This window comes from Chelatococcus sp. HY11 (assembly GCF_018398335.1).
In the GTDB taxonomy this organism is placed as follows: domain Bacteria; phylum Pseudomonadota; class Alphaproteobacteria; order Rhizobiales; family Beijerinckiaceae; genus Chelatococcus.
The window spans coordinates 1,400,297-1,420,707 of record NZ_JAHBRX010000001.1; the positions used below are offsets into that span (position 1 = coordinate 1,400,297).

Consider the following 20,411-nt stretch of genomic DNA (forward strand, 5'->3'; position numbering starts at 1 on the left):
GGATGCCTCGCGGTGATCGCTTCCCGGCCACGCCGGCCCGGAGGGGAGCCGTTGCGCAACCATGCTACGGGTAGAGCATGACACTGACGGGAAACCCGCCTGCCGGATCAGCTTCCGCTTCAATCTCATGCTGTTGAGTTGGCAGCGGTCTGTACCACGACCTTGAGGTTCCGTCGAGTAGACGGCCGCGACTTTGCCCTTGTTGTCTATGCATAGAGGGGCGACCAGCCCCGCGTTCCGTGCCGGTCACATCAATCGCAGCTATGGTATTGGGGCGAGTTGTGTCGCACGAACCAAAAATGAGGCCGTGATGGCCCGTCCGATGCTCGTCCCTCTCATCGTCGCCTGTGCGCTCTTCATGGAGAACACGGACTCGACGGTCATCGCCACGTCCCTGCCGGCGATCGCCCTTGATCTCGGCGAAGACCCCATCGCGCTCAAGCTCGCCCTCACCTCCTATCTCGTCAGCCTCGCCGTGTTCATTCCGATCAGCGGCTGGATGGCGGACCGTTTTGGCGCCAAGACGATCTTTCGCCTCGCCATGGCGGTCTTCATGCTGGGATCGATCGGCTGCGCCTTCTCTCATTCGCTGGAGACATTCGTTCTCGCCCGCTTCTTCCAGGGCATGGGCGGCGCGATGATGGTGCCGGTCGGCCGGCTCGTGCTGCTGCGCAGCGTGCCGCGCAACCAGATGGTTCAGGCTCTCGCCTACCTGTCGATCCCGGCCATGCTGGGGCCCGTTTTCGGGCCTCCGCTCGGCGGCTTCATCACCACCTATTTCCACTGGCAGTGGATCTTCTTCATCAACATCCCCATCGGGATTGCAGGTATCCTGCTCGCGACAGTTTTCTTCGAGAACATCCGCGAGGAGGATGTGCCTCCGCTCGATGTCACGGGTGCCCTGCTCTCCGCGGTCGGTCTCTCCCTCGTGATGTTCGGCCTCGCCACGGGCGGGCGTCATCTTGTGTCACCCTTCATCTCGGCGGGTGCCACGATCATCGGCGCGCTCTCCATCGCCAGCTATGTCTGGCATGCGAAGCGCACACCCCACCCGGTACTCGACTTCGCGCTTCTCAGCATTCCGACCTTCCGCATCGGAGTGATCGCCGGCTTCCTGTTCCGCATCGGCATTGGCGCCATTCCTTTTCTCCTGCCGCTGATGCTGCAGATTGGCTTCGGGCTGGACCCGCTTCATTCCGGCTTGATCACCTTCGCGTCGGCGGTCGGCGCTCTCTTCATGAAGACGCTCGCGGCCCAGATCCTCCGACGCTATGGCTTTCGCCGCGTCATGACCGTGAACGCGGTCGTCGGCTCGGCCTTTCTCATCATTCAAGGCTTTTTCACCGCAGACATGCCCTATTTGCTGATGCTGGGCTTGCTGCTCGTTGGCGGTTGTTTCCGGTCTCTGCAGTTCACCGGGCTTAACGCGCTGATGTTCGCGGATGTCTCCAAACGCAGCATGAGCCTCGCGACGAGCTTCTCCAGCGTCGCGCAGCAGCTCTCGCTCAGCTGCGGCGTGGCGATCGGCGCCTTCGTGCTGGAGATGGTCAGCAGCCGCCACCCCGCATCGGGTATCGTCGCGACCGATTTCTGGCCGGCCTTCCTGAGCGTCGCGCTGTTTTCGGCGAGTTCGGTCTTCGTCCTTCTCCGCCTCAGCCCCCATGCCGGAGCCGAGGTGTCGGGCCATGTGGATCCGCGCAAGGCGACCGCAAACAGCATCGAGGAACAACGTCAACCCGCTGAATGACGGTTGCCGGTGCCCCGCCCGCAGCGGTGCTAGACGTCTTCGTCCAGGGTCGCTCCGGCGTCGGAAGGGCCGCGGCCTCTGAATCCCATGGCGAGCACATAAAGCTCCGAGGAATCGGAGCGGCTCGCCGCCGGTTTGACGTGGCGCACGTCCCGGAAATCTCGCTTCAGGTCGGCGAGCAAGGCATTCTCGGTGCCGCCCTGCAGCACCTTCGCCACGAAGACGCCGCCCGGCGCCAGGATCTGTCGCGCGAAATCGGCCGCGGTTTCCGCTAGGCCCATGATCTTCAGGTGATCGGTCTTCTTATGGCCGGTGGCATTGGCGGCCATGTCGGACATAACGACATCCGCCGGTCCGCCGAGCAGGGCGATCAGACGGTCAGGCGCTTCATCGGCCAGGAAATCGAGCTGGATAAAGTCGATGCCCGGCAGCGGATCGATCGGCAGGAGATCGATACCGACGACACGCCCCGGCCCTTCCCCGTCTCCCTTGATCCCGACTTTCGCCGCCGCGACCTGGGACCAGCCACCGGGCGCGGCGCCGAGGTCAACGATGCGCTGGCCGCGCTTGAGGAAATGGAACTTGTCGTCCATCTCGATGAGCTTGAAGGCGGCGCGTGAGCGATAGCCCTCGCGCTTCGCGCGCGCGACATAGGGGTCGTTCAACTGACGAGCGAGCCACTTCTGGGAGGCAAGAGACCGCTTGCCCGCCGTCTTCACGCGCACCTTGAGCGCGCGGGGCGCATCGCCAGAACCCTTAGACTTCATCAGCCCCATCCACCACGCCAAACGCCATCCTCGCGCATAAGCGTCATGAGGATGCCCTCGCGCAAGCCCCTGTCGGCGATCCTGAGGCGCTCGCTCGGAAAGGCACGACGGATAGCCTCCAGTATCGCGCAGCCCGCCAGCACGAGATCAGCCCGTTCGCTGCCGATGCAAGGATTGGCCATCCGCTCCTCGTAACCGGTTTCGAGCAGGTGATCGATGACATCGGAGACTTCGCGGTCGGCCATCCACAATCCGTCCACGCGCCGGCGATCGTAACGCGGCAGAGCGAGATGAACTCCCGCGATGGTCGTCACGGTTCCTGATGTCCCAAGGAGATGAAAGCCGCGCTTTGACGACGCGATACCCGCGCGCTCCACGAAACCGGCGATGAGGCGCGACACGTGGGACACCATGGCCTCGAAGGATTCGCGCGTAACGTCCGCCCCGCCATGCTGCTCGGCGAGCGTCACGACGCCGGTGGGCATCGATTCCCAGGCGCGCACGCGCTCACCGGTTTCCCTCCGGCCGGACAGGCCCATGCCCTCGAGCCAGATGATCTCCGTGGAGCCACCACCGATATCGAAGACGATCACGGCATCGGCCTCGGGGTCGGCAAGATTGGCACAGCCCGTTACCGCGAGATAAGCCTCCGTCTGCCGATCGACCACCTCCAACGCGAGGCCGGTCTCGCGCTCGACCCGCTCAATGAACTGCCCTCCATTCACGGCCGCCCGGCAGGCCTCCGTGGCGATGAGGCGCGCGCGAACCACGCCATTGGCGTCGATCTTCGTGCGGCAAATCTTGAGCGCTTCAATGGCACGGGCGATCGCCGGCTCGCCGAGCTGGTTTTCGCGCGCCAAGCCCTCGCCCAGCCGCACGATGCGCGAGAACGCATCAACCACGCGAAAGCCCCTGTAGGTCGGCTCGGCGACCAGCAGGCGACAGTTGTTGGTTCCAAGATCAAGTGCGGCGTAGGTAGCCGTCCTCACCCCGCTGCGGCGCCAACGCCGACGGCGGCCGCGCCGACGCGGCTTCCTGACCTGCCGAGGAAGCTCCTCCACAGCGTCGCCCTGTGACACCAAAACAGCAATGCTGTCGGCGCCCGCATCATCCATGACCACCACGGCCGTAAATCCTTGCGCGGCATGCGGCAGAGGACCAACCGCCTCGCCACGCTCTCATTCACCGCCAGAGTAGCAGCGCAACGCATCCAATGCCAAGCGCTAACCCGTGGGATGCCACACGAGGGCGACCCGCAGAGGCAGGCGTCCCTAGTCGCGCTGAAACAATACCCGAGATTTACGCCTAGCAATCAGCTGACCAAATGCATTTTCATGACCTCGAAATTACAGTCACTTATAAACCATAAGACGAACAACAGGTAATAATACCTTCGCAGCGGCACAATATCCCCATATACGCGCATAAACTGCAATGATAACCATCATTGTGCGCTCGATAATTTGCATCGAGAGGATAGTTATTGTCATTCTGCGCTTCATTTTCCATTAATTATAATGAAATTGCGAGAAATATGATGCATATAGGTTATTTCACGGCGGGACTGGCCATTCTGGGCGCAATCGGAGTCTCTGCGCATGCGGCGGCGGCGGATTTTGCGAGACCCCGCCCATCACCACCGTCAGCCCCGATCCCGCCTGTTTTCACATGGACTGGCCCCTATGCTGGCGTGAACGCAGGCTATGCCATGGGACGCCTGCGTACGAAGATCGGCTGGGCCGGTCGGCAGGACGCCGTCGCCGCCGATCCCATATTCGTGACCGGGCTTGGGGCGGCCCGGCGAGAGCGCGACGGCTTCACGGGCGGCGCGCAAATCGGGTACAACTACCAAATGGGCTCGATCGTGCTCGGCATCGAGGCGGATTTCGACGCCCTCAAGCTGCGGCACGGGGCCTTGGCCTCGGGCCGCCTCGTCAATGGAGAAACGGGGGAGATAGTCGACGCTGCCATGCGCAGCAGCCAGTCCCTGCATTGGTTGGCGACGCTGCGCCCACGCATCGGCTGGACGGTCTTCGACCGGTTTATGGTCTATGGCACCGGCGGCCTCGCCGTTGCGCGCGCCAGCCAGCGCTCCCAGGGCCTTCTCTCCGTCACGGGTGCGAGCGTTGCGCCAATTGCCGATCCGACCCTCGATCCGGCTGCGACCGAGACCGCCGCCGCCCCCGCACCCGTTCCCGGCCTTTTCGGCACGGTGGGTAAAAGCGGGTCGGGATATCGTTACGGCTGGGCTCTCGGAGCCGGCGCCGAATACGCCGTCACGGACGAGATCTCAGTGAAGGGTGAGTTCCTTCACATACAGATGAAAGGACGCAACGTCGCCGCAGCCCCGCTTGACCCCGCCACCGCCGGTGTTGCTTTCGGGGCCCGCAATACGTCCAACGTCCAGATGATCCGCGCAGGCGTGAACTATCGGTTCTGACCAGCCTTCCCGCGAAAGCCCGGTTCAACCGCCCGCGCTTAACAAGCGCGGGCGGTCTGTCATAGGAACATGTGCTGGGAAAATGCGCTGGCGCAACGTGGAGTCGAACGTCCCACCATGCCGGCCATCATGAACTGCCTCGTCCCGCGAATGAAGTCCACCGTGCTCAGCATTCCGCGCGTTGGAGATCTTGCCGATTGACGATCTTGCCGATTGACGATCTTGCCGATTGGTGATCTTGCCGATTGCCGAGACGGCTTGCCTTCGCCATAGTGCTCCATGAAATCCTTACGGCGCCTGCCGTCATTTTTGTATGGAGACCTCATGGCCACCTCAGATCCCCATGGCTCGGTCGGCACGCCCGAAGAATCCGGTATGCCGGCAAGCCTTTTCATCACCACGATCGTGGTCTCTTTCGTGCTGATCGGCGTGTTTACGTTCAGCCATTTCTGATTATCTCCTAAAAGAACGGCGCGCCCCACGTGGGGCGCGCCGTTTTGATTCACGTCGACCGCTCGATGCCCTTGCCTGAGCGACAGGCGAAGGCTGCTCTCGCAGGTTAGAGGGTGATGATACGCAGGACCTGGCGGGTCAGCGGGTTCACGAAAACCATCTTCCGGTCAGGCGAGATGAAATAGGAATAGCTCGCCATGGCAGGCATGATCACGTGGCTGCTCCATCCACGCACTCCGAGGCGCATGAAACCTGTGCCCGTCGGCATCCATTCAAGTTGGCCGATACCGGGGGCGAAGGCCACGTAGCCAGTCGCGGGAATGGCGCTGACCGTATGGGTCAACGGGACATAAGCCGGCAGGATGCTGCCCGGTATCACCTTGATGCCACTGGCGACGGTGGGAAGAACGCCCTCGACAAGGGTCGTTCCGAAGCCTGTGACGGCAACAGCACGCGTAGTGGCCACGACCGGGGCCGCGGTGGCGTAGGTCTGGGCGGATGCCCCGGCGATGCCAGCCATGAGGCCAGCTGCAACACCCATAATAAGAAATGACTTCATAGCAACAACTCCTGTGCACAATTGCATCAGCAGAACAAACCGGGGAACCGGTTGTTCCGCCTCATAGATTGCAACCAACGAGGGAAGTCGGGCTATGAATGCATACAGACCCGCAAAGGCGCTTTCGCGCCTGATCATGGTTAGCGAAAAGCTAACGCATCCGGCGCGGAGCCACTCATTCAAGGTGCTGTAAGGCGTCGGTAGAGATGCCAGGTGGCATGGCCCAGGACCGGCATGACGACGATCAGTCCCACAAGAAGCGGCACTGAGCCGAGCACGAGCGCGCCAGCGACGATCGCGCCCCAAGCGAGCATCGGCCCTGGATTGATCACGAAGGCACGCACGGACGTCGCCACGGCAGCTACAATCCCGGCATGTCTGTCGATCAGAAGCGGGAAGGAGATGCTGGCGGTCATCAAGACCACGAGCGCAAAGGCGAATCCGACCCCGCCCCCGATCAGAATGAGCGCCCAGCCAGCCGGCGTGCCGAAGACATCGACAAGGAACTGGTCGATAGAGGTAGGATAGGCTGGCCCGAGCGTGAAGTGGTAGATGACCATCGCCACAAGCAGCCAAAGCAGGAAGAACAGGGTCATGACGAAGCCGAGCATAGCGACAGAGCCGAATGCCGGTGAGGAAAAAACCTTGAAGGCCTCGAACCAGCTGCTCTGCTGCCCCAGTTCGCGGCGCCGGCTGACCTCGTAGATTCCTGTCGCAGCGAACGGTCCGAGCAGCGCAAAGCCGGATGCGAGTGGGAAGATGAGATGAAGCATCGAGCGGCCGACCGCCAGCTGGCTCAACACGAGCCCGGCAATTGGATAGATCAGGACCACGAACAGCACATCCGAGCGATAGCTGATGAAGTCCTGCCATCCTCGGCGCAAAGCCTCGCGGAGATCACTGAAGCCGATACGGTTCACATGGAGCCGACGCGCACGGACGGCATCACCTGGGTGATAGATGGCATTGCCAAACCCGCCCGCGACCTGCGCGGTCTGGTTCAATTGAGACCACATCCACTCGACCGGATTACGTATCGTCATCTCGCCCACTCCCGAACGAACAGTCCGCAGGGCCGCTGGAGCGAAACGGTGGAATCGATCTCAGGCCTGATGGCCGGCTCAAAAATGGCCGTCGTGCCTGTCCGATCAGTGCGGCCTCGATCCGGCGAGCGGGCGCTCTTCCCTGAACGTCCGACGCCGGGGAGCGAGGCTCCGTCTCACCACAGCGACGATTGACGCGATGATACGCCTCCCCTTCGCCTGGATCAAATATCCCTCGGCGTCTCCACGTTCCTGGCAACGCGGGCTTTGCCGACCCGAGCGAACGATCTGATCCTGCGCGAGCCACACGTGCGCGGCCCTGGAACAAACTGCGAGAAGAAATGGCATTGACGGGTCGCGCAACGCTGGATGACATCCATCAGCGTGTTTCGTGGACGCCGTAGCGTTCAATCCATCTGCACGACAAGGCCGTCATGGATCGTGACCCGACGATCCATCCGTCGCGCGAGATCAAGATTGTGCGTTGCTATAACGGCGCCCACGCGCGACGCGCGCACCAGGGCGATCAATGTATGGAAGACATGGTCGGCGGTGCTGGGGTCGAGATTGCCCGTCGGCTCGTCGGCGAGGAGAACCCGCGGGCCATTGGCCACCGCGCGGGCAATGGCGACGCGTTGCTGCTCCCCGCCGGACAATTCGGCAGGGCGGTGCTTCAGGCGCTGCCCGATACCGAGAAAGGTGAGGAGATCCGTGGCGCGTTGCTCCGCGACCTTGCGGTCCAGCCCTCGGATGAGTTGCGGAAGCACCACGTTTTCGAGCGCCGAGAATTCTGGCAGAAGGTGGTGGAACTGGTAGACGAAGCCGATATCGACACGCCTGAGCCGCGTGCGCTCGCCGTCATCCAGTTCGACCGTGGGCCTCGCGCCGATATAGACCTCTCCGGCATCCGGCCGTTCCAGCAGGCCCGCCACATGGAGGAGCGTGGATTTGCCAGTCCCGGAAGGGGCGACGAGTGCCACGATCTCGCCCGGCCAGACCGCGAAATCGGCGCCGCGCAGGATATCGAGCGTCGCCGATCCCTGCATGTAACGCCGCTCCACGCGGGACAGAAACAGGGCGGGAGGCGGAGGCGCAGCAGTACTCATCCATTCACCCGTAACGCAAGGCTTCGACAGGATCGAGCCGCGCGGCCCGCCAGCTTGGATAGAGCGTGGCAATAAGCGACAGCACGATCGCCATCGTAACCACCGTCACGACCTCTCCCGGCTCGATCACCGCCGGCAGCCGGCTGAGGAAATAGAGCTCCGCCGGGAAGAGGTTGGTGTTGGTGAGCCAGGACATGAAGGCGCGGATCCGCTCCACGTTGAGCGTGATGAGCAGGCCGAGGAAAAAGCCCGCGATCGTGCCCACGATGCCGATCGAGGCGCCGGTGATCAGGAAGACCCGCATGACGGCGCCACGCGTCGCCCCCATCGTCCGCAGGATGGCGATATCCTCGCTCTTGTCCTTCACCAGCATGATGAGGCCGGAGATGATGTTGAGCGCCGCCACCAGAACGATCAGCGTGAGGATGAGGAACATCACATTCCGCTCGACCTCGAGGGCCGAGAAAAACGTGCGGTTACGCTGGCGCCAATCGCTCATCATGATCGGGCGCCCGGCCGCCGCGTCGATGCGGTCACGTGCTGCGTCGACATCGTCCGCGTTGCGCAGGAAGACCTCGATGAGGCTTACGTCGCCGTCGCGATTGAAGAAGGCCTGCGCCTCCTGCATCGGCATATAGACGAAGGATCCGTCGAACTCCGACATGCCGATCTCGAAGACCGCCACGACGGGATAGGCCTTGATGCGCGGTGCGACCCCCATGGGAGTCGCGGAACCACGCGGCGAGATGATGGTGACGGTGTCTCCTGTCCTGACGCCGAGGAACTCCGCAAGCCGCCGGCCGATGGCTATGCCGCCCTTCTCGTCGAAACCGGCAAGGGTGCCCTCTCGGATGGTATTGGCGATGAAGGGGATGCGCGTGATGTCCTGCTCACGCACGCCCCTTACGAGCGCGCCGCCATTGTTGCCACTCTGAGAGGCGGAAGCGAGCGCCTGGCCCTCGACGAGAGGCACCGCGAGCGTCACCCCCTCGACGCTGGCGATACGCTGCGCAACGGCGGCATAGTCGGTCAGCGGCTGCTCGATCGGCTGGACGAAGATATGCCCGTTCACGCCGACGATCTTGCTGAGGAGTTCCTCGCGAAAGCCGTTCATGACGGACATGACGACGATCAAGGTCGCCACGCCCAGCATGATGCCCAGAAAAGAGAAGCCGGCGATGACGGAGATGAATCCCTCACGCCGCCTTGCCCTGAGATAACGCGATGCAAGCATCCACTCGAAAGCAGCGAAGGGACGCGTCGAATCCGACCCGGGTTCTGCGCTCATTCTTTGCCCGTTTCCGGCTCCTCGGTTACGCACAAGGGATCAACCAGCGACTTTGTTGACAGCCTCCTCGACGGAAAGCAGCTCTCGCTCGTCGCTGCCGCGCCGCTTCACTTCCACCTTTCCGTCCGCGAGCCCCTTGGGCCCGACGATGACCTGCCAGGGCAAGCCGATCAGATCGGCCGTCGCGAATTTGGCGCCAGGCCGCCCATCGGTGTCATCGTAGAGCACCTCACGGCCGCGCAGGTTCAGCGCCTGATAGATCTTGAGCGAGGCCTCATCGGTCGCCGCGTCGCCAACCTTCAGGTTGAGAAGCGCGACATCGAAGGGGGCGACCGCGTCCGGCCAGATGATGCCCTTGTCGTCGTGGCTCGCCTCGATCAGGGCGGCGACGAGACGCGACGGCCCGATCCCGTAGGAACCCATGTGAACGGGCACTTCGCGGCCATCCGGTGAGGTCACGGTCGCGCCCATCGGCGCCGAGTATTTCGTCCCGAAGTAGAAAATGTGGCCCACCTCGATGCCGCGGGCTGAAAGCTTCTCCCCTTCGGCGATGGCCGCATAACGCGCCTCATCGTGCTTCTCGGAGGTCGCGGCATAGAGCGAAGTCCAGGAATCAACGATGCCCTGGAGGCCGGCGACATCGTCGAAATCCGTCTCAGCGCCGGGAATCGGAAAGTCGAGGAAGTCCTTGTGGCAGAAGACCTCGCTCTCGCCCGTGTCCGCCAGGATGATGAACTCGTGGCTCAGGTCACCACCGATCGGCCCTGTATCCGCCTGCATCGGAATGGCACGCAGGCCAAGCCTTGCAAAGGTCCTGAGATAGGCGACGAACATCTTGTTGTAGGAGTGGCGTGCGCCTTCCTTGTCCAGATCGAAGGAGTAAGCGTCCTTCATCAGGAACTCGCGCGAGCGCATCGTGCCAAAACGCGGCCGGATCTCGTCCCGGAACTTCCACTGGATGTGGTAGAGATTGAGCGGCAGGTCCTTGTAGGATTTCACCGAGGCACGGAAAATCTCGGTGATCATCTCCTCGTTGGTAGGTCCAAACAGCATCTCGCGTTCATGGCGATCGGTGATGCGCAGCATCTCCTTGCCATAGGCGTCGTAACGGCCGGATTCGCGCCACAACTCCGCTGACTGGATCGTCGGCATGAGAAGCTCGACCGCGCCGGCGCGATTTTGCTCCTCGCGGACGATGGCCGAGATCCGGTTCAGGACTCTGAGGCCAAGCGGCAGCCAGGCATAGATCCCAGCCGATTCCTGACGAACCATGCCGGCGCGCAGCATGAGGCGATGAGAAACGATTTCCGCTTCCTTGGGCGTTTCACGCAGGACGGGAAGGAAGTAGCGGCTGAGGCGCATCGGGACCTTGCATCAAGAGACTTTGGAGATCATTGAGATTCGAGAGGACCGACACAACACCTCTGTCGCCAAAAATACAAGCAGTCCCCCGGCATATTGCCATTCTCGGCCTATTCTTTGCGCATCCAGCCTTCCGTCCTTCCGATAGAGCCTTGTTCCGATGGCCTTCACTTCATTCCTTAACCCTGATGGCCCAATCGGTGGCCCCGCGATAACCCAAGCGATGGCATCCGGCTGCCAAGCCTTCGCTCCGCCCCTGCCGCCCAATGTGCAGGCATTTTGATCGCCGCTTCGCCTTTGCGCCTCAAGGCCTCTCGCAACGCGCTGCCGGCGATTGCAAAAAATGCAGGCATGCTATGCTCAAAAGGATGACAACACGTTTTAGATCGACTATGGATTGTGGCGGATGAATGTCCTGGCCGGGATTTGCTGGTATCAGGATACGGTCCAGGTCTCGGGAGGAAATATCGCCGTTCAGAGAAAAGGCGCGTAGGCGCTTAGTCGAAGGCGATAAAAGAAAATCCATTCTCGAAAGCAAGGCGAAAGCCTTGCTTTTTTTCTGTTCGGTGCGTCAGAGGCGCTCCATGGGACCTGACGCAGTGTCCGCCCGTCCTATAAAGCGATTCAGAAACGCGTTATAATGCATTGATTTTCTGGAGTTTTTAATGCCGTCGCATCCGCCACACTGCGATCCGAGAACGGGCATGGCGTGCGGGCAGATCACCGGAACATGGGGTGAATGATACGATCCCCCGGCTTGGCACCGATGCGCGCAGCCGTGCCGGCATTCAGCTCGAGAACCCCCAGTACAGGCTCGCCTGAAGGGATAAGTCGCTCCGAAAAGGGCTCGGTATGCTCTTCAATGCGCGCGATGGTGCCGTCCTTGCGGATGAACAGCATGTCGAGGGGCAAGTACGTATTGCTCATCCACATGGTGACCGGCTGCACTTCCTGGAAATCGAAGAGCATGCCGCGATCGGCGGGCAGGTAGCGCCGCTCCATCAGACCACGGCCACGCTGTGCCGCGGTGCGCATCACTTCCACCGAGAAGGCATGGCGGCCGCTTCCCGTGCTGATCGTCAGCTCCTCGAGCCCGGTCTGGACATTCACGAGCATGATGGCGTCGCCTGGATGCGGCTGGCCCTGCGCGGGTGGAATCCAGACGAGCGGCGCCAAAAGCGCCGAGATCAGCAAAAGCTTGAAGGCCGCAGCAACCCCGGTGAACACGACCATGAAACCCTCTTGAGCCAAAGCGCGGCGATGGTCGCTCCCGCTTCCATCGCTGACAAGATACGTCTTCTCGATCGCGCCTCACTATCACATCAGATCGGAAAAAAATGATCTGAGCTTCCGTTCATTATTGGAAATCGGCATGAAGGCGCAGCTTCGCCGATGAAACAACAGGCTTGATGAAACAACACGCGAGCGCCGTTCGCGCCTTTGTCGGCCGAACGGACGCTCCCCCGATTGGAAAGGCAATTGGCTGCCCGCGCCGATAGCAAGCCGCGACGACGCCAGACACGCGCCCCGACACGTTGACCACAAGCTACGATAATTCTGGAGAACAAAGCGGAAAATTGACTAAAATCAGTAATTTGGTCGTCAAATCAAATAAAATGATTCAAAAGGCGTCGCACACCGAAACTCAATGAGACGCTGGCGCCGTGCCACCATCCAAGGGACGAACCTCTGCAGCCATCAGCCCTTTTGGACCATTACCAAAGCGTACGAGTACCATTTGCCCCGGCTTCAACTCCATCAGGCCATAGCGACGCAGCGTTTCCATATGGACAAAGATGTCAGGCGTTCCCTCGCCGCGCGTGACGAAGCCAAAGCCGCGCAGGCGGTTGAACCATTTGACCTCGACCTGCTCGAGCCCACTCGTCGGAACAACCGTAACGCGGGTGCGCGCGGGAAGCTCCGAGGGATGAATCGCCGAAGTTTCGTCCATGGAGATGATGCGGAAGGCCTGAAGGCCCCGCGCGCGCTGCACTGCCTCGCAAACCACCCGCGCGCCTTCATTGGCCGTTTCGTATCCGTCGCGACGAAGGCAGGATACGTGGAGAAGCACGTCCGGCATGCCGTTGTCCGGTACGATGAAGCCAAAACCCTTGGAAACATCAAACCATTTGATACGCCCAACCACTTCAACGAGATCGAGCGCGGGTTCTCCTTCGGCAACGTCGGTTGAGGGGAGGCCAGAAACTGCCTCATCTGCTTTCTGTTGTCCGATTTTCGGACCAATTAAACTTGTTTCAAAATCGTTGGACATGGAACCACCAGCCGAATCACAAATGTCAATTTACAAGTGCGAGAATAACATCGCGTCCTAGGCGGCAAAGTCAGAAAGGCATGCGCTTGGCCCGCCCGCCATGGAGATATCTTAAGATCTTATTGCGCCGGGAAAAGAAAAAACGACAGTGGGAGCACAACTTTCCGTTGCGCTCCCGAATGTTAGACGGCGGGAAGCGTCATCACTCAGTTACCACGCAAGGCGTCCACGCGATCGCGCGCCTCCTGGGCGAGCGTGCGAATCTGTCCCCAATTGCGCTCCGTGACAGCCTTTAGCGGAACGAGCCATGAACCGCCGACGCAGACGACCTGTGGCAAGGTAAGATAATCTTTCAGATTGTCCGGATCGACCCCGCCTGTCGGACAGAAGGTGGCATCCGGGAAGGGGCCCGAGAGCGCCTTCAGCATCTTGACCCCTCCGGCAAGGCCCGCGGGAAAGAACTTCACCAATGAGCGGCCGAGCGCCATGGCGCTCATCAGCTCGGATGCCGTCGCCACGCCTGGCAGCCAGGGCAATTCCGCCGCGACGGCGGCATGGTGCAGCGCTTCGTTGAAACCCGGGCTGACCGCCACGGCGGCGCCTGCGTTCTTCACCGCCGCGAAATGCTCCGGCAACGTCAGAGTGCCGGCAATGACGAGCACATTGGGGCATTTACTGGCCACCGCCTCGACAGCCTTGAGGCCGGCCGCCGTGCGCAGCGTCAACTCGACGACATCGATGCCGCCATCGGCCAAAGCCTGCGTGAGAGGGACTGCGGCTTCAATATCGGGAACCGTGACGACAGGCACAACGCCGCACCGCCGGATACGCTCTACATAACCTTGCATCAGTCCATTCCCATTTACGCGTTCGAAACGGCCACGGCCGTGAGACCCATGGTAATCCATAGACCATAGCGACCGACTGCGACGTCAGTCACTATGCCTCATGCGACGGGGGCGTTCCAAGGATGATCCGCGACCTGTAATTGGTGACGCACCTGCGGTGCCCCCACGACCCGGGGACGTGCGGTGTCAGAATCATCCCGTATCTGTCACATGACTGATCTTGCCTGTACCTTTTGCTAACCAGCATTGATGAAGAGCCACACGTGGACTTCCCCCCGACTTCACCAGCACAGCCCGCAAGCCTCTCGCCTGGCTCCCTGTCACGTCCCCGCCTCCCGCTGGTCGATGTCGCGCGCGGCCTCGCCATCGTCGCAATGGTCATCTACCATTTCAGTTGGGACCTGAGCTTCTTCGGCCTCATCGGAACGGATATCGCCACAGCACCGGGATGGCGGCTTTTCGCGCAGATGATCGCCGGGTCGTTCCTCGGTCTCGTCGGCATCGGACTGGTCCTTGCCCATGGAGACGGGATCCGCTGGCGCCCCTTTCTGCGCCGCCTCGGCCTTCTCATCATGGCGGCAGCTGCGGTCACGCTGGGCTCCTACTTCCTTTTCCCAGACAGTTTCATCTTCTTTGGTATCCTCCACGCCATCGCCTTGACGAGCGTGCTGGGTCTTGCATTCGTGAGGCTGCCCTGGTTCGTGACGGCCGCCGCCGCGGCGATCGCTTTCGCGCTCCCCGGCATCGCGTCATCATCCTTCTTCAACGCTCCCGGCTGGCTCTGGCTTGGCCTTGCGACCCGCGTTCCCACGACCAACGACTATATCCCGCTCCTGCCGTGGTTCGGCTGCGTACTCGCTGGTATTGCGATCGCCAGGCTCCTCCTGCGACGCGCGACCCTGCCGGCCTGGTCCGGACAGAACGTCCCCGGCCCCATAGGCCGCGGGCTCGTCCTCGCGGGACGACACAGCCTCGCGATCTATCTCACCCATCAACTTGTCCTGCTTGGCATGCTTTGGGCCTTCGTGCAGGTGGTGCAGCCTGCCCGCATTACGCCATTCCAACGCAGCTGCGCCAAAGCCTGCATCGACAACGGCAGCGACGCAGCCACCTGCGCGCGCTATTGCAGCTGCGCCAGCGACGCCCTCGCCCGTCTCGACATGTGGGACAAGATGAGCTCCAACAGCCTCCTGCCGCAGGAGAGGCAACAACTGAGCGGCGCGTTCCGGCAATGCCGCGCCGGCGCGGAGCGGCCGACGCCATGAGGACGGGTGCCATGAGGACGGGCCCCACGACGACCAGCAAAGGGCCGAATGTTCCTCAAAAAGCATTCAGGCGGACATGAGCCGTTGAGTAGCCGCAATTGCGGGCTTATACGTCCCAGTCCGCGCTACACGCCCGCACGTCAAGCCTCTGCTTTTGTCTGAACAGGTCGATCCGATGAATCCGCTCCAGCGCGCCGTTGATGCCCTTCGGCGGGGCGACAGCCCGTTGCTCACCAGCGTTGCCGACGGTCAAGACGGCCTCGTCATCGCTGATCTCGCGCGGGCGCTGGCGAGTGAGGACAAGGCCGCCTCGCTCGTCTATGTACTGCGCGATGACAGACGGCTGGCGGCGACGGAGGCGGCGCTCAGCTTTATCGCACCCGAACTCGAGGTGCTGAGCCTGCCGGCCTGGGACTGCCAGCCCTATGACCGCGTTTCGCCAACCGCGGCGATCACCGCACGCCGCATGATGGCGCTCGCGCGGCTTGCCTCCTCGCGCTCGTCGGCCGAGAAGCCGCGGCTCCTGCTCACCACGGTCAATGCCCTGTTGCAGCGCGTCCCACCCGTCGCGCTGATGGCCCGCGACAGCCTCTCGGCCGCCCCGGGCAATACGGTCGACATGGACGCGCTGGTACAATGGCTGGAGGTCAACGGCTTCCAGCGCACCGCGACCGTACGCGATACCGGCGAATATGCGGTGCGCGGCGGTATTGTCGATCTCTATGCGCCGGGCCTGCCCGAGCCGCTGCGCCTCGATTTCTTCGGCGATACGCTCGAGTCGATCCGCGCCTTCGACGCGGAGACCCAGCGCACCACGCATCAGCTGCGCTCGCTCGATCTCGTGCCGATGAGCGAGGTGAAGATCACCACCGAAACCATCCGGCGTTTCAGACAGGGCTATGTCACGGCCTTCGGCGCCGCGACACGCGATGACACGCTCTATGAGGCGGTGAGTGAGGGACGTCGCCATCCTGGCCTCGAACACTGGTTGCCGCTGTTCTATGAGGGGCTGGACACGCTCTTCGACTATGTGCCGGGCGTACCGCTTGCCTTCGATCCCCTGGCGGAGGATGCCGCCGGCGAGCGCCTTGCCCAGATCAAGGATTACTATGAGGCTCGCCGCGCGAGCCCGGCCTCCGGCGCGACGGGCGGAGCGCCGCCCTACAAGCCGCTGCCGCCGGATGCGCTCTATCTCGGCGAGCGCGAATGGAGCGAGCGGCTCAAGGCAGGAGCGACCTTGCGCTTCTCGCCTTTCGCCCAGCCCGAGAGTGAGGCGCGCCTCATCATCGACGCCGCCGGCAAGACGGGCCGGAATTTCGCGCCGGAACGCGCCGACGGCACCATCAATATCTTCGAGGCGGCCGTTGCTCATATCCGCCATCTCCAGGGACAAGGCCGCAAGGTCATCGTCGCGGCCTGGTCGGAAGGCTCGCGCGAACGTCTCGGCTCGGTCCTCGCCGACCACGGGCTGAAAAAGGCGACGGCCGTCGGGCGCCTGTCCGTCGCGCTCGGCCTGCCGGCCGGCGAGGTCGGGCTCGCCGTATGGGGATTGGAGGCCGGCTTCGAGGCCGGCGACCTCGCGGTCATCGGTGAGCAGGACATCCTCGGCGACCGGCTCGTCCGTCAGACACGCAAGTCGCGCCGGGCGCAGGATTTCATCTCCGAAGTCTCGAGCCTCTCGGCGGGCGATCTCGTGGTGCATGTCGACCACGGCATCGGCCGCTTCGTCGGTCTGCAGACCATCGACGTCGCGGGCGCGCCGCACGATTGTCTTGAGCTGCATTATCTCGGCGGCGATAAGCTCTATCTGCCGGTCGAGAACATCGACCTGCTCTCGCGCTACGGCTCCGAGGACACCGAGGTTGCGCTCGACAAGCTCGGCGGAGCCGCCTGGCAGGCACGCAAGGCCAAGCTCAAGCAGCGCATCCGCGAGATGGCCAGCGCGCTCATCAAGGTCGCCGCCGCCCGCGCCCTGAAGGAAGCCCCGCGCATCGTCCCGCCGCATGGCCTCTATGACGAATTCGCGGCGCGCTTCCCCTACGACGAGACCGAGGACCAGCAGAACGCCATCGATGCGGTGCTGGAGGACTTGTCCTCGGGCCGCCCGATGGATCGCCTCGTCTGCGGCGACGTCGGCTTCGGCAAGACGGAAGTCGCCCTGCGTGCGGCCTTCACGGTCGCCCTCTCCGGCCGGCAGGTCGCGGTCGTCGTGCCGACGACGCTTCTGGCGCGCCAGCACTACCGCGCCTTCGAGGAACGGTTCCAGGGCCTGCCGATCAAGGTCGCGCAAGCCTCACGCTTCGTGCCGACGGCTGAGCTGAAAGCTGTAAAAGCCGGCCTCGCCGATGGCACCGTCGATATCGTGGTCGGCACCCACGCCCTTCTCGGAAAGGCCATCCGCTTCAAGGAACTCGGCCTCATCATCGTGGACGAGGAGCAGCATTTCGGTGTCAGCCACAAGGAGCGCCTGAAGGATCTGCGCGCCGAGGTGCACGTGCTGACGCTGACAGCGACACCCATCCCGCGCACGCTGCAACTGGCGCTGACTGGCGTGCGCGAGCTGTCACTGATCGCGACTCCGCCGGTCGATCGGCTGGCTGTCCGCACCTTCATTTCGCCCTTCGATCCGCTCTCGGTGCGCGAGGCGCTGCTGCGCGAGCGCTATCGCGGCGGCCAGTCGTTCTACGTCTGTCCCCGCATCGACGATCTGGCGGAAGTGAAGTCCTTCCTCGACCGCGAGGTGCCCGAGGTCAAGGTGGCCGTGGCGCACGGCCAGATGGCCGCGGGCCAGCTCGAGGATGTGATGACGGCCTTCTACGAGGGCAAGTTCGACCTCCTGTTGTCGACCACCATCGTCGAGTCAGGCCTCGACATTCCGCGCGCCAACACGCTGATCGTCCATCGCGCCGACATGTTCGGTCTCGCGCAGCTCTATCAGCTGCGCGGCCGTGTCGGTCGCGCGAAATTGCGCGCTTATGCGCTGCTGACGGTGCCTGCCAACCGGCGGCTGACCCAGAGTGCCGAGAGGCGCCTCAAGGTGCTGCAGTCGCTCGACACGCTCGGGGCGGGCTTCCAGCTTGCCAGCCACGATCTCGATATCCGCGGCGCCGGCAACCTCCTCGGTGAGGAGCAGTCGGGCCATATCAAGGAAGTCGGCTACGAGCTCTACCAGCAGATGCTGGAAGAGGCGGTCGCCCAGCTCAAGGCGGGTGTCGAGGAGGCGGAAGAGGAAGCCTGGTCGCCGACGATCACCATCGGCACGCCGGTGATGATCCCCGACAGCTTCGTGCCGGACCTCGACGTGCGGCTCGAACTCTATCGGCGGTTGTCGACGCTCGACACCGACGCCGAGATAGAGGGCTTCGGCGCCGAGCTCATCGACCGCTTCGGCAAGCTGCCGGAAGAAGTGGAGCAGCTTCTCAAGATCGTCTCGATCAAGGCCTTGTGCCGCCGGGCCAATGTGGAGAAGGTCGAGGCGGGGCCGAAGGGCGTCATCGTCTCGTTCCGCGACAACGCCTTCGCCAATCCCGAAGGGCTCGTCGCCTATGTCGCGGAACAAGGTTCGCTCGCCAAGGTACGGCCGGACATGCGCATCGTCTTCATCGACGATTTCGCGACACCGGCTCATCGCCTCAAGGGAACGACCGTCATCATGCGCGATCTGGCACGGATCGCCGAGCGCAAGAAGGCGGCGTGACCAAAGGGCATCTGCGATGCAATCTTGTGGGAACGAGCACGGCGCAGCCGCCGGAGTATGTGAGGAGAAAATGTCCGCATGGCCAGTCGCGTGATCCCGGTACCGCCATTCACACTCGTCATCTTCGGGGCGACGGGCGACCTCGCCCAGCGCAAGCTCCTGCCCGCCCTCTTCCATCGTGACCTCGCGGGACAGCTGCCCGACGACGCCGTTATCATCGGCACGTCCAGGCGCGACTTGAGTGACGCGGAATTCCAGGCCTTCGCCCGCAAGGCGATCGCCGACCACGTGCCCGCGCACGAGCTGCAGGAAGAACCCCTCGGCCGTTTCCTCCACCGCCTGTCCTATGTCAGCACGGAGGCGGGCTCTGATCGGGGCTGGGACAAACTCGGCGAGCGCCTGTCCGGCGACAGCGGCCATATCCGCGTGTTCTATCTCGCGACCGGACCGGATCTCTTCGGGCCGATCTGCGAACGCATCGGCAGCCATGGCTTCGTGGACGAGCATACCCGCGTGGTCGTGGAAAAGCCTATCGGCAAGGATCTGGCTTCGGCGCGGGCTGTCAACGACGCCGTCGGCAAAGTCTTCCCCGAGGAGAGCGTCTACCGCATCGACCATTACCTCGGTAAGGAGACGGTGCAGAACCTGATGGCGCTTCGCTTCGCCAATACGCTGTTCGAGCCGGTGTGGAACGCCGCCCATATCGATCATGTGCAGATCACGGTCGCCGAGTCGCTCGGGCTCGAGGGGCGGGCCGGCTATTACGAGACGGCCGGCGCGATGCGCGACATGGTGCAGAACCACATCCTGCAGCTTCTCTGCCTTGTGGCCATGGAGCCGCCCACTTCGATCGCCGCCGATTCCGTACGCGACGAGAAGCTCAAGGTGTTGAAGTCCCTCGTCCCCATTGATGCCACCAACGCCGCCGCTCTCACGGTGCGCGGCCAGTACCGGGCGGGCGCCTCCGCCGGCGGGGCCGTGCCGGGCTTTCTGGAGGAACTTGGCGCGCCATCGAGCCGCACCGCGACCTTTGTCGCGCTCAAGGCCGAGATCGCCAACTGGCGCTGGGCGGGCGTGCCCTTCTATCTGCGCACCGGCAAGCGGCTGGCGGGCCGCGTGTCCGAGATCGTCGTCACCTTCCGCAAGATCCCGCATTCGATGTTCGGCAATGATGCCGGGGACATCGAGAGCAACCGGCTCGTCATCCGCCTGCAGCCCGACGAGGGCGTGAAGCTGTGGCTGATGATCAAGGATCCCGGCCCCGGCGGCATGCGCCTCCAGCACGTGCCGCTCGACATGACCTTCGCGGAAGCCTTTGGCGCGCGCAATCCGGACGCCTATGAGCGGCTGATCCTTGATGTGGTACGCGGCAACCAGACCCTGTTCATGCGCCGCGACGAGGTGGAGGCCGCCTGGACCTGGGTCGACCCGATCATCGACGCCTGGCGCAACACGACCGAGGGGCCGAAGCCCTACACAGCCGGCACCTGGGGCCCCTCAGCCGCCATCGCCTTGATCGAACGCGACGGCCGCACCTGGTACGAGGACGGGGTTTAACTTTTTT

The 20,411-nt window shown here is 62.9% G+C and carries 16 protein-coding genes; 6 read left to right on the top strand and 10 right to left on the bottom strand.

Annotation, left to right across the window (positions count from 1 at the left end):
- Nucleotides 1-310 precede the first annotated feature (310 nt).
- The gene (locus KIO74_RS06585) at nt 311-1,747 is read left to right on the top strand and encodes a DHA2 family efflux MFS transporter permease subunit (protein WP_213331255.1); all 1,437 of its coding nucleotides are present in this window, start codon (nt 311-313) and stop codon (nt 1,745-1,747) included.
- A gap of 29 nt (nt 1,748-1,776) precedes the next feature.
- Here the strand turns inward: KIO74_RS06585 and KIO74_RS06590 are convergent, their stop codons facing one another.
- Both KIO74_RS06590 and KIO74_RS06595 read right to left on the bottom strand, forming a co-directional pair.
- Nucleotides 1,777-2,514: an RlmE family RNA methyltransferase gene (locus tag KIO74_RS06590; RefSeq protein WP_213331256.1), complete on the bottom strand. Its 738-nt coding sequence runs from the start codon at nt 2,512-2,514 to the stop codon at nt 1,777-1,779.
- The gene (locus KIO74_RS06595; RefSeq protein ID WP_213334452.1) at nt 2,514-3,629 is read right to left on the bottom strand and encodes a Ppx/GppA phosphatase family protein; all 1,116 of its coding nucleotides are present in this window, start codon (nt 3,627-3,629) and stop codon (nt 2,514-2,516) included. Before KIO74_RS06595 ends, KIO74_RS06590 begins: the two co-directional genes overlap by 1 nt.
- A gap of 467 nt (nt 3,630-4,096) precedes the next feature.
- On the opposite strand from KIO74_RS06595, the gene KIO74_RS06600 reads away from it, so the two are divergent.
- The gene (locus KIO74_RS06600) at nt 4,097-4,954 is read left to right on the top strand and encodes an outer membrane protein (RefSeq protein ID WP_502762103.1); all 858 of its coding nucleotides are present in this window, start codon (nt 4,097-4,099) and stop codon (nt 4,952-4,954) included.
- A gap of 324 nt (nt 4,955-5,278) precedes the next feature.
- Nucleotides 5,279-5,407 (top strand): hypothetical protein, encoded by a 129-nt coding sequence (locus KIO74_RS32165; protein ID WP_283772118.1) that lies wholly within the window; start codon nt 5,279-5,281, stop codon nt 5,405-5,407.
- Nucleotides 5,408-5,513: 106 nt separating this feature from the next.
- Here the strand turns inward: KIO74_RS32165 and KIO74_RS06605 are convergent, their stop codons facing one another.
- From KIO74_RS06605 to eda, 8 genes are all read right to left on the bottom strand, one after another.
- Nucleotides 5,514-5,966 carry a hypothetical protein gene (locus KIO74_RS06605; protein WP_213331258.1) on the bottom strand — a complete coding sequence of 151 codons (453 nt, stop codon included), beginning with the start codon at nt 5,964-5,966 and terminating at the stop codon, nt 5,514-5,516.
- A 179-nt stretch (nt 5,967-6,145) separates the two neighbouring features.
- Complete coding sequence (locus KIO74_RS06610) at nt 6,146-7,009, bottom strand: DUF2189 domain-containing protein (RefSeq protein WP_213331259.1); 864 nt, start codon at nt 7,007-7,009, stop codon at nt 6,146-6,148.
- 407 nt (nt 7,010-7,416) lie between these two features.
- Nucleotides 7,417-8,115 carry an ABC transporter ATP-binding protein gene (locus KIO74_RS06615; protein ID WP_213331260.1) on the bottom strand — a complete coding sequence of 233 codons (699 nt, stop codon included), beginning with the start codon at nt 8,113-8,115 and terminating at the stop codon, nt 7,417-7,419.
- A gap of 4 nt (nt 8,116-8,119) precedes the next feature.
- The gene (locus KIO74_RS06620) at nt 8,120-9,403 is read right to left on the bottom strand and encodes a lipoprotein-releasing ABC transporter permease subunit (RefSeq protein WP_213331261.1); all 1,284 of its coding nucleotides are present in this window, start codon (nt 9,401-9,403) and stop codon (nt 8,120-8,122) included.
- A gap of 39 nt (nt 9,404-9,442) precedes the next feature.
- Nucleotides 9,443-10,765, bottom strand: a complete 1,323-nt coding sequence (gene proS, locus KIO74_RS06625) for a proline--tRNA ligase (protein ID WP_213331262.1) — start codon at nt 10,763-10,765, stop codon at nt 9,443-9,445.
- A 720-nt stretch (nt 10,766-11,485) separates the two neighbouring features.
- Nucleotides 11,486-11,998, bottom strand: a complete 513-nt coding sequence (locus tag KIO74_RS06630) for a DUF192 domain-containing protein (RefSeq protein WP_249730880.1) — start codon at nt 11,996-11,998, stop codon at nt 11,486-11,488.
- Nucleotides 11,999-12,410: 412 nt separating this feature from the next.
- Nucleotides 12,411-13,037, bottom strand: coding sequence for a cold-shock protein (locus KIO74_RS06635; RefSeq protein ID WP_213331263.1), 627 nt, complete (start codon nt 13,035-13,037; stop codon nt 12,411-12,413).
- A 206-nt stretch (nt 13,038-13,243) separates the two neighbouring features.
- Entirely contained in the window at nt 13,244-13,885 is a 642-nt protein-coding gene (gene eda, locus KIO74_RS06640) for a bifunctional 4-hydroxy-2-oxoglutarate aldolase/2-dehydro-3-deoxy-phosphogluconate aldolase (RefSeq protein ID WP_249730881.1), read from the bottom strand.
- A 263-nt stretch (nt 13,886-14,148) separates the two neighbouring features.
- Here eda and KIO74_RS06645 point away from each other — a divergent pair, with 263 nt between their 5' ends.
- The 3 genes from KIO74_RS06645 to zwf all read left to right on the top strand — a co-directional run bounded on the left by KIO74_RS06645 (nt 14,149) and on the right by zwf (nt 20,404).
- Complete coding sequence (locus KIO74_RS06645) at nt 14,149-15,150, top strand: acetyltransferase domain-containing protein (RefSeq protein ID WP_213331264.1); 1,002 nt, start codon at nt 14,149-14,151, stop codon at nt 15,148-15,150.
- A gap of 175 nt (nt 15,151-15,325) precedes the next feature.
- Entirely contained in the window at nt 15,326-18,847 is a 3,522-nt protein-coding gene (gene mfd / locus KIO74_RS06650) for a transcription-repair coupling factor (RefSeq protein ID WP_213331265.1), read from the top strand.
- Nucleotides 18,848-18,925: 78 nt separating this feature from the next.
- On the top strand, nt 18,926-20,404 hold the full coding sequence (zwf, locus tag KIO74_RS06655) for a glucose-6-phosphate dehydrogenase (RefSeq protein ID WP_213331266.1): 1,479 nt from the start codon (nt 18,926-18,928) through the stop codon (nt 20,402-20,404).
- Nucleotides 20,405-20,411 lie beyond the last annotated feature (7 nt).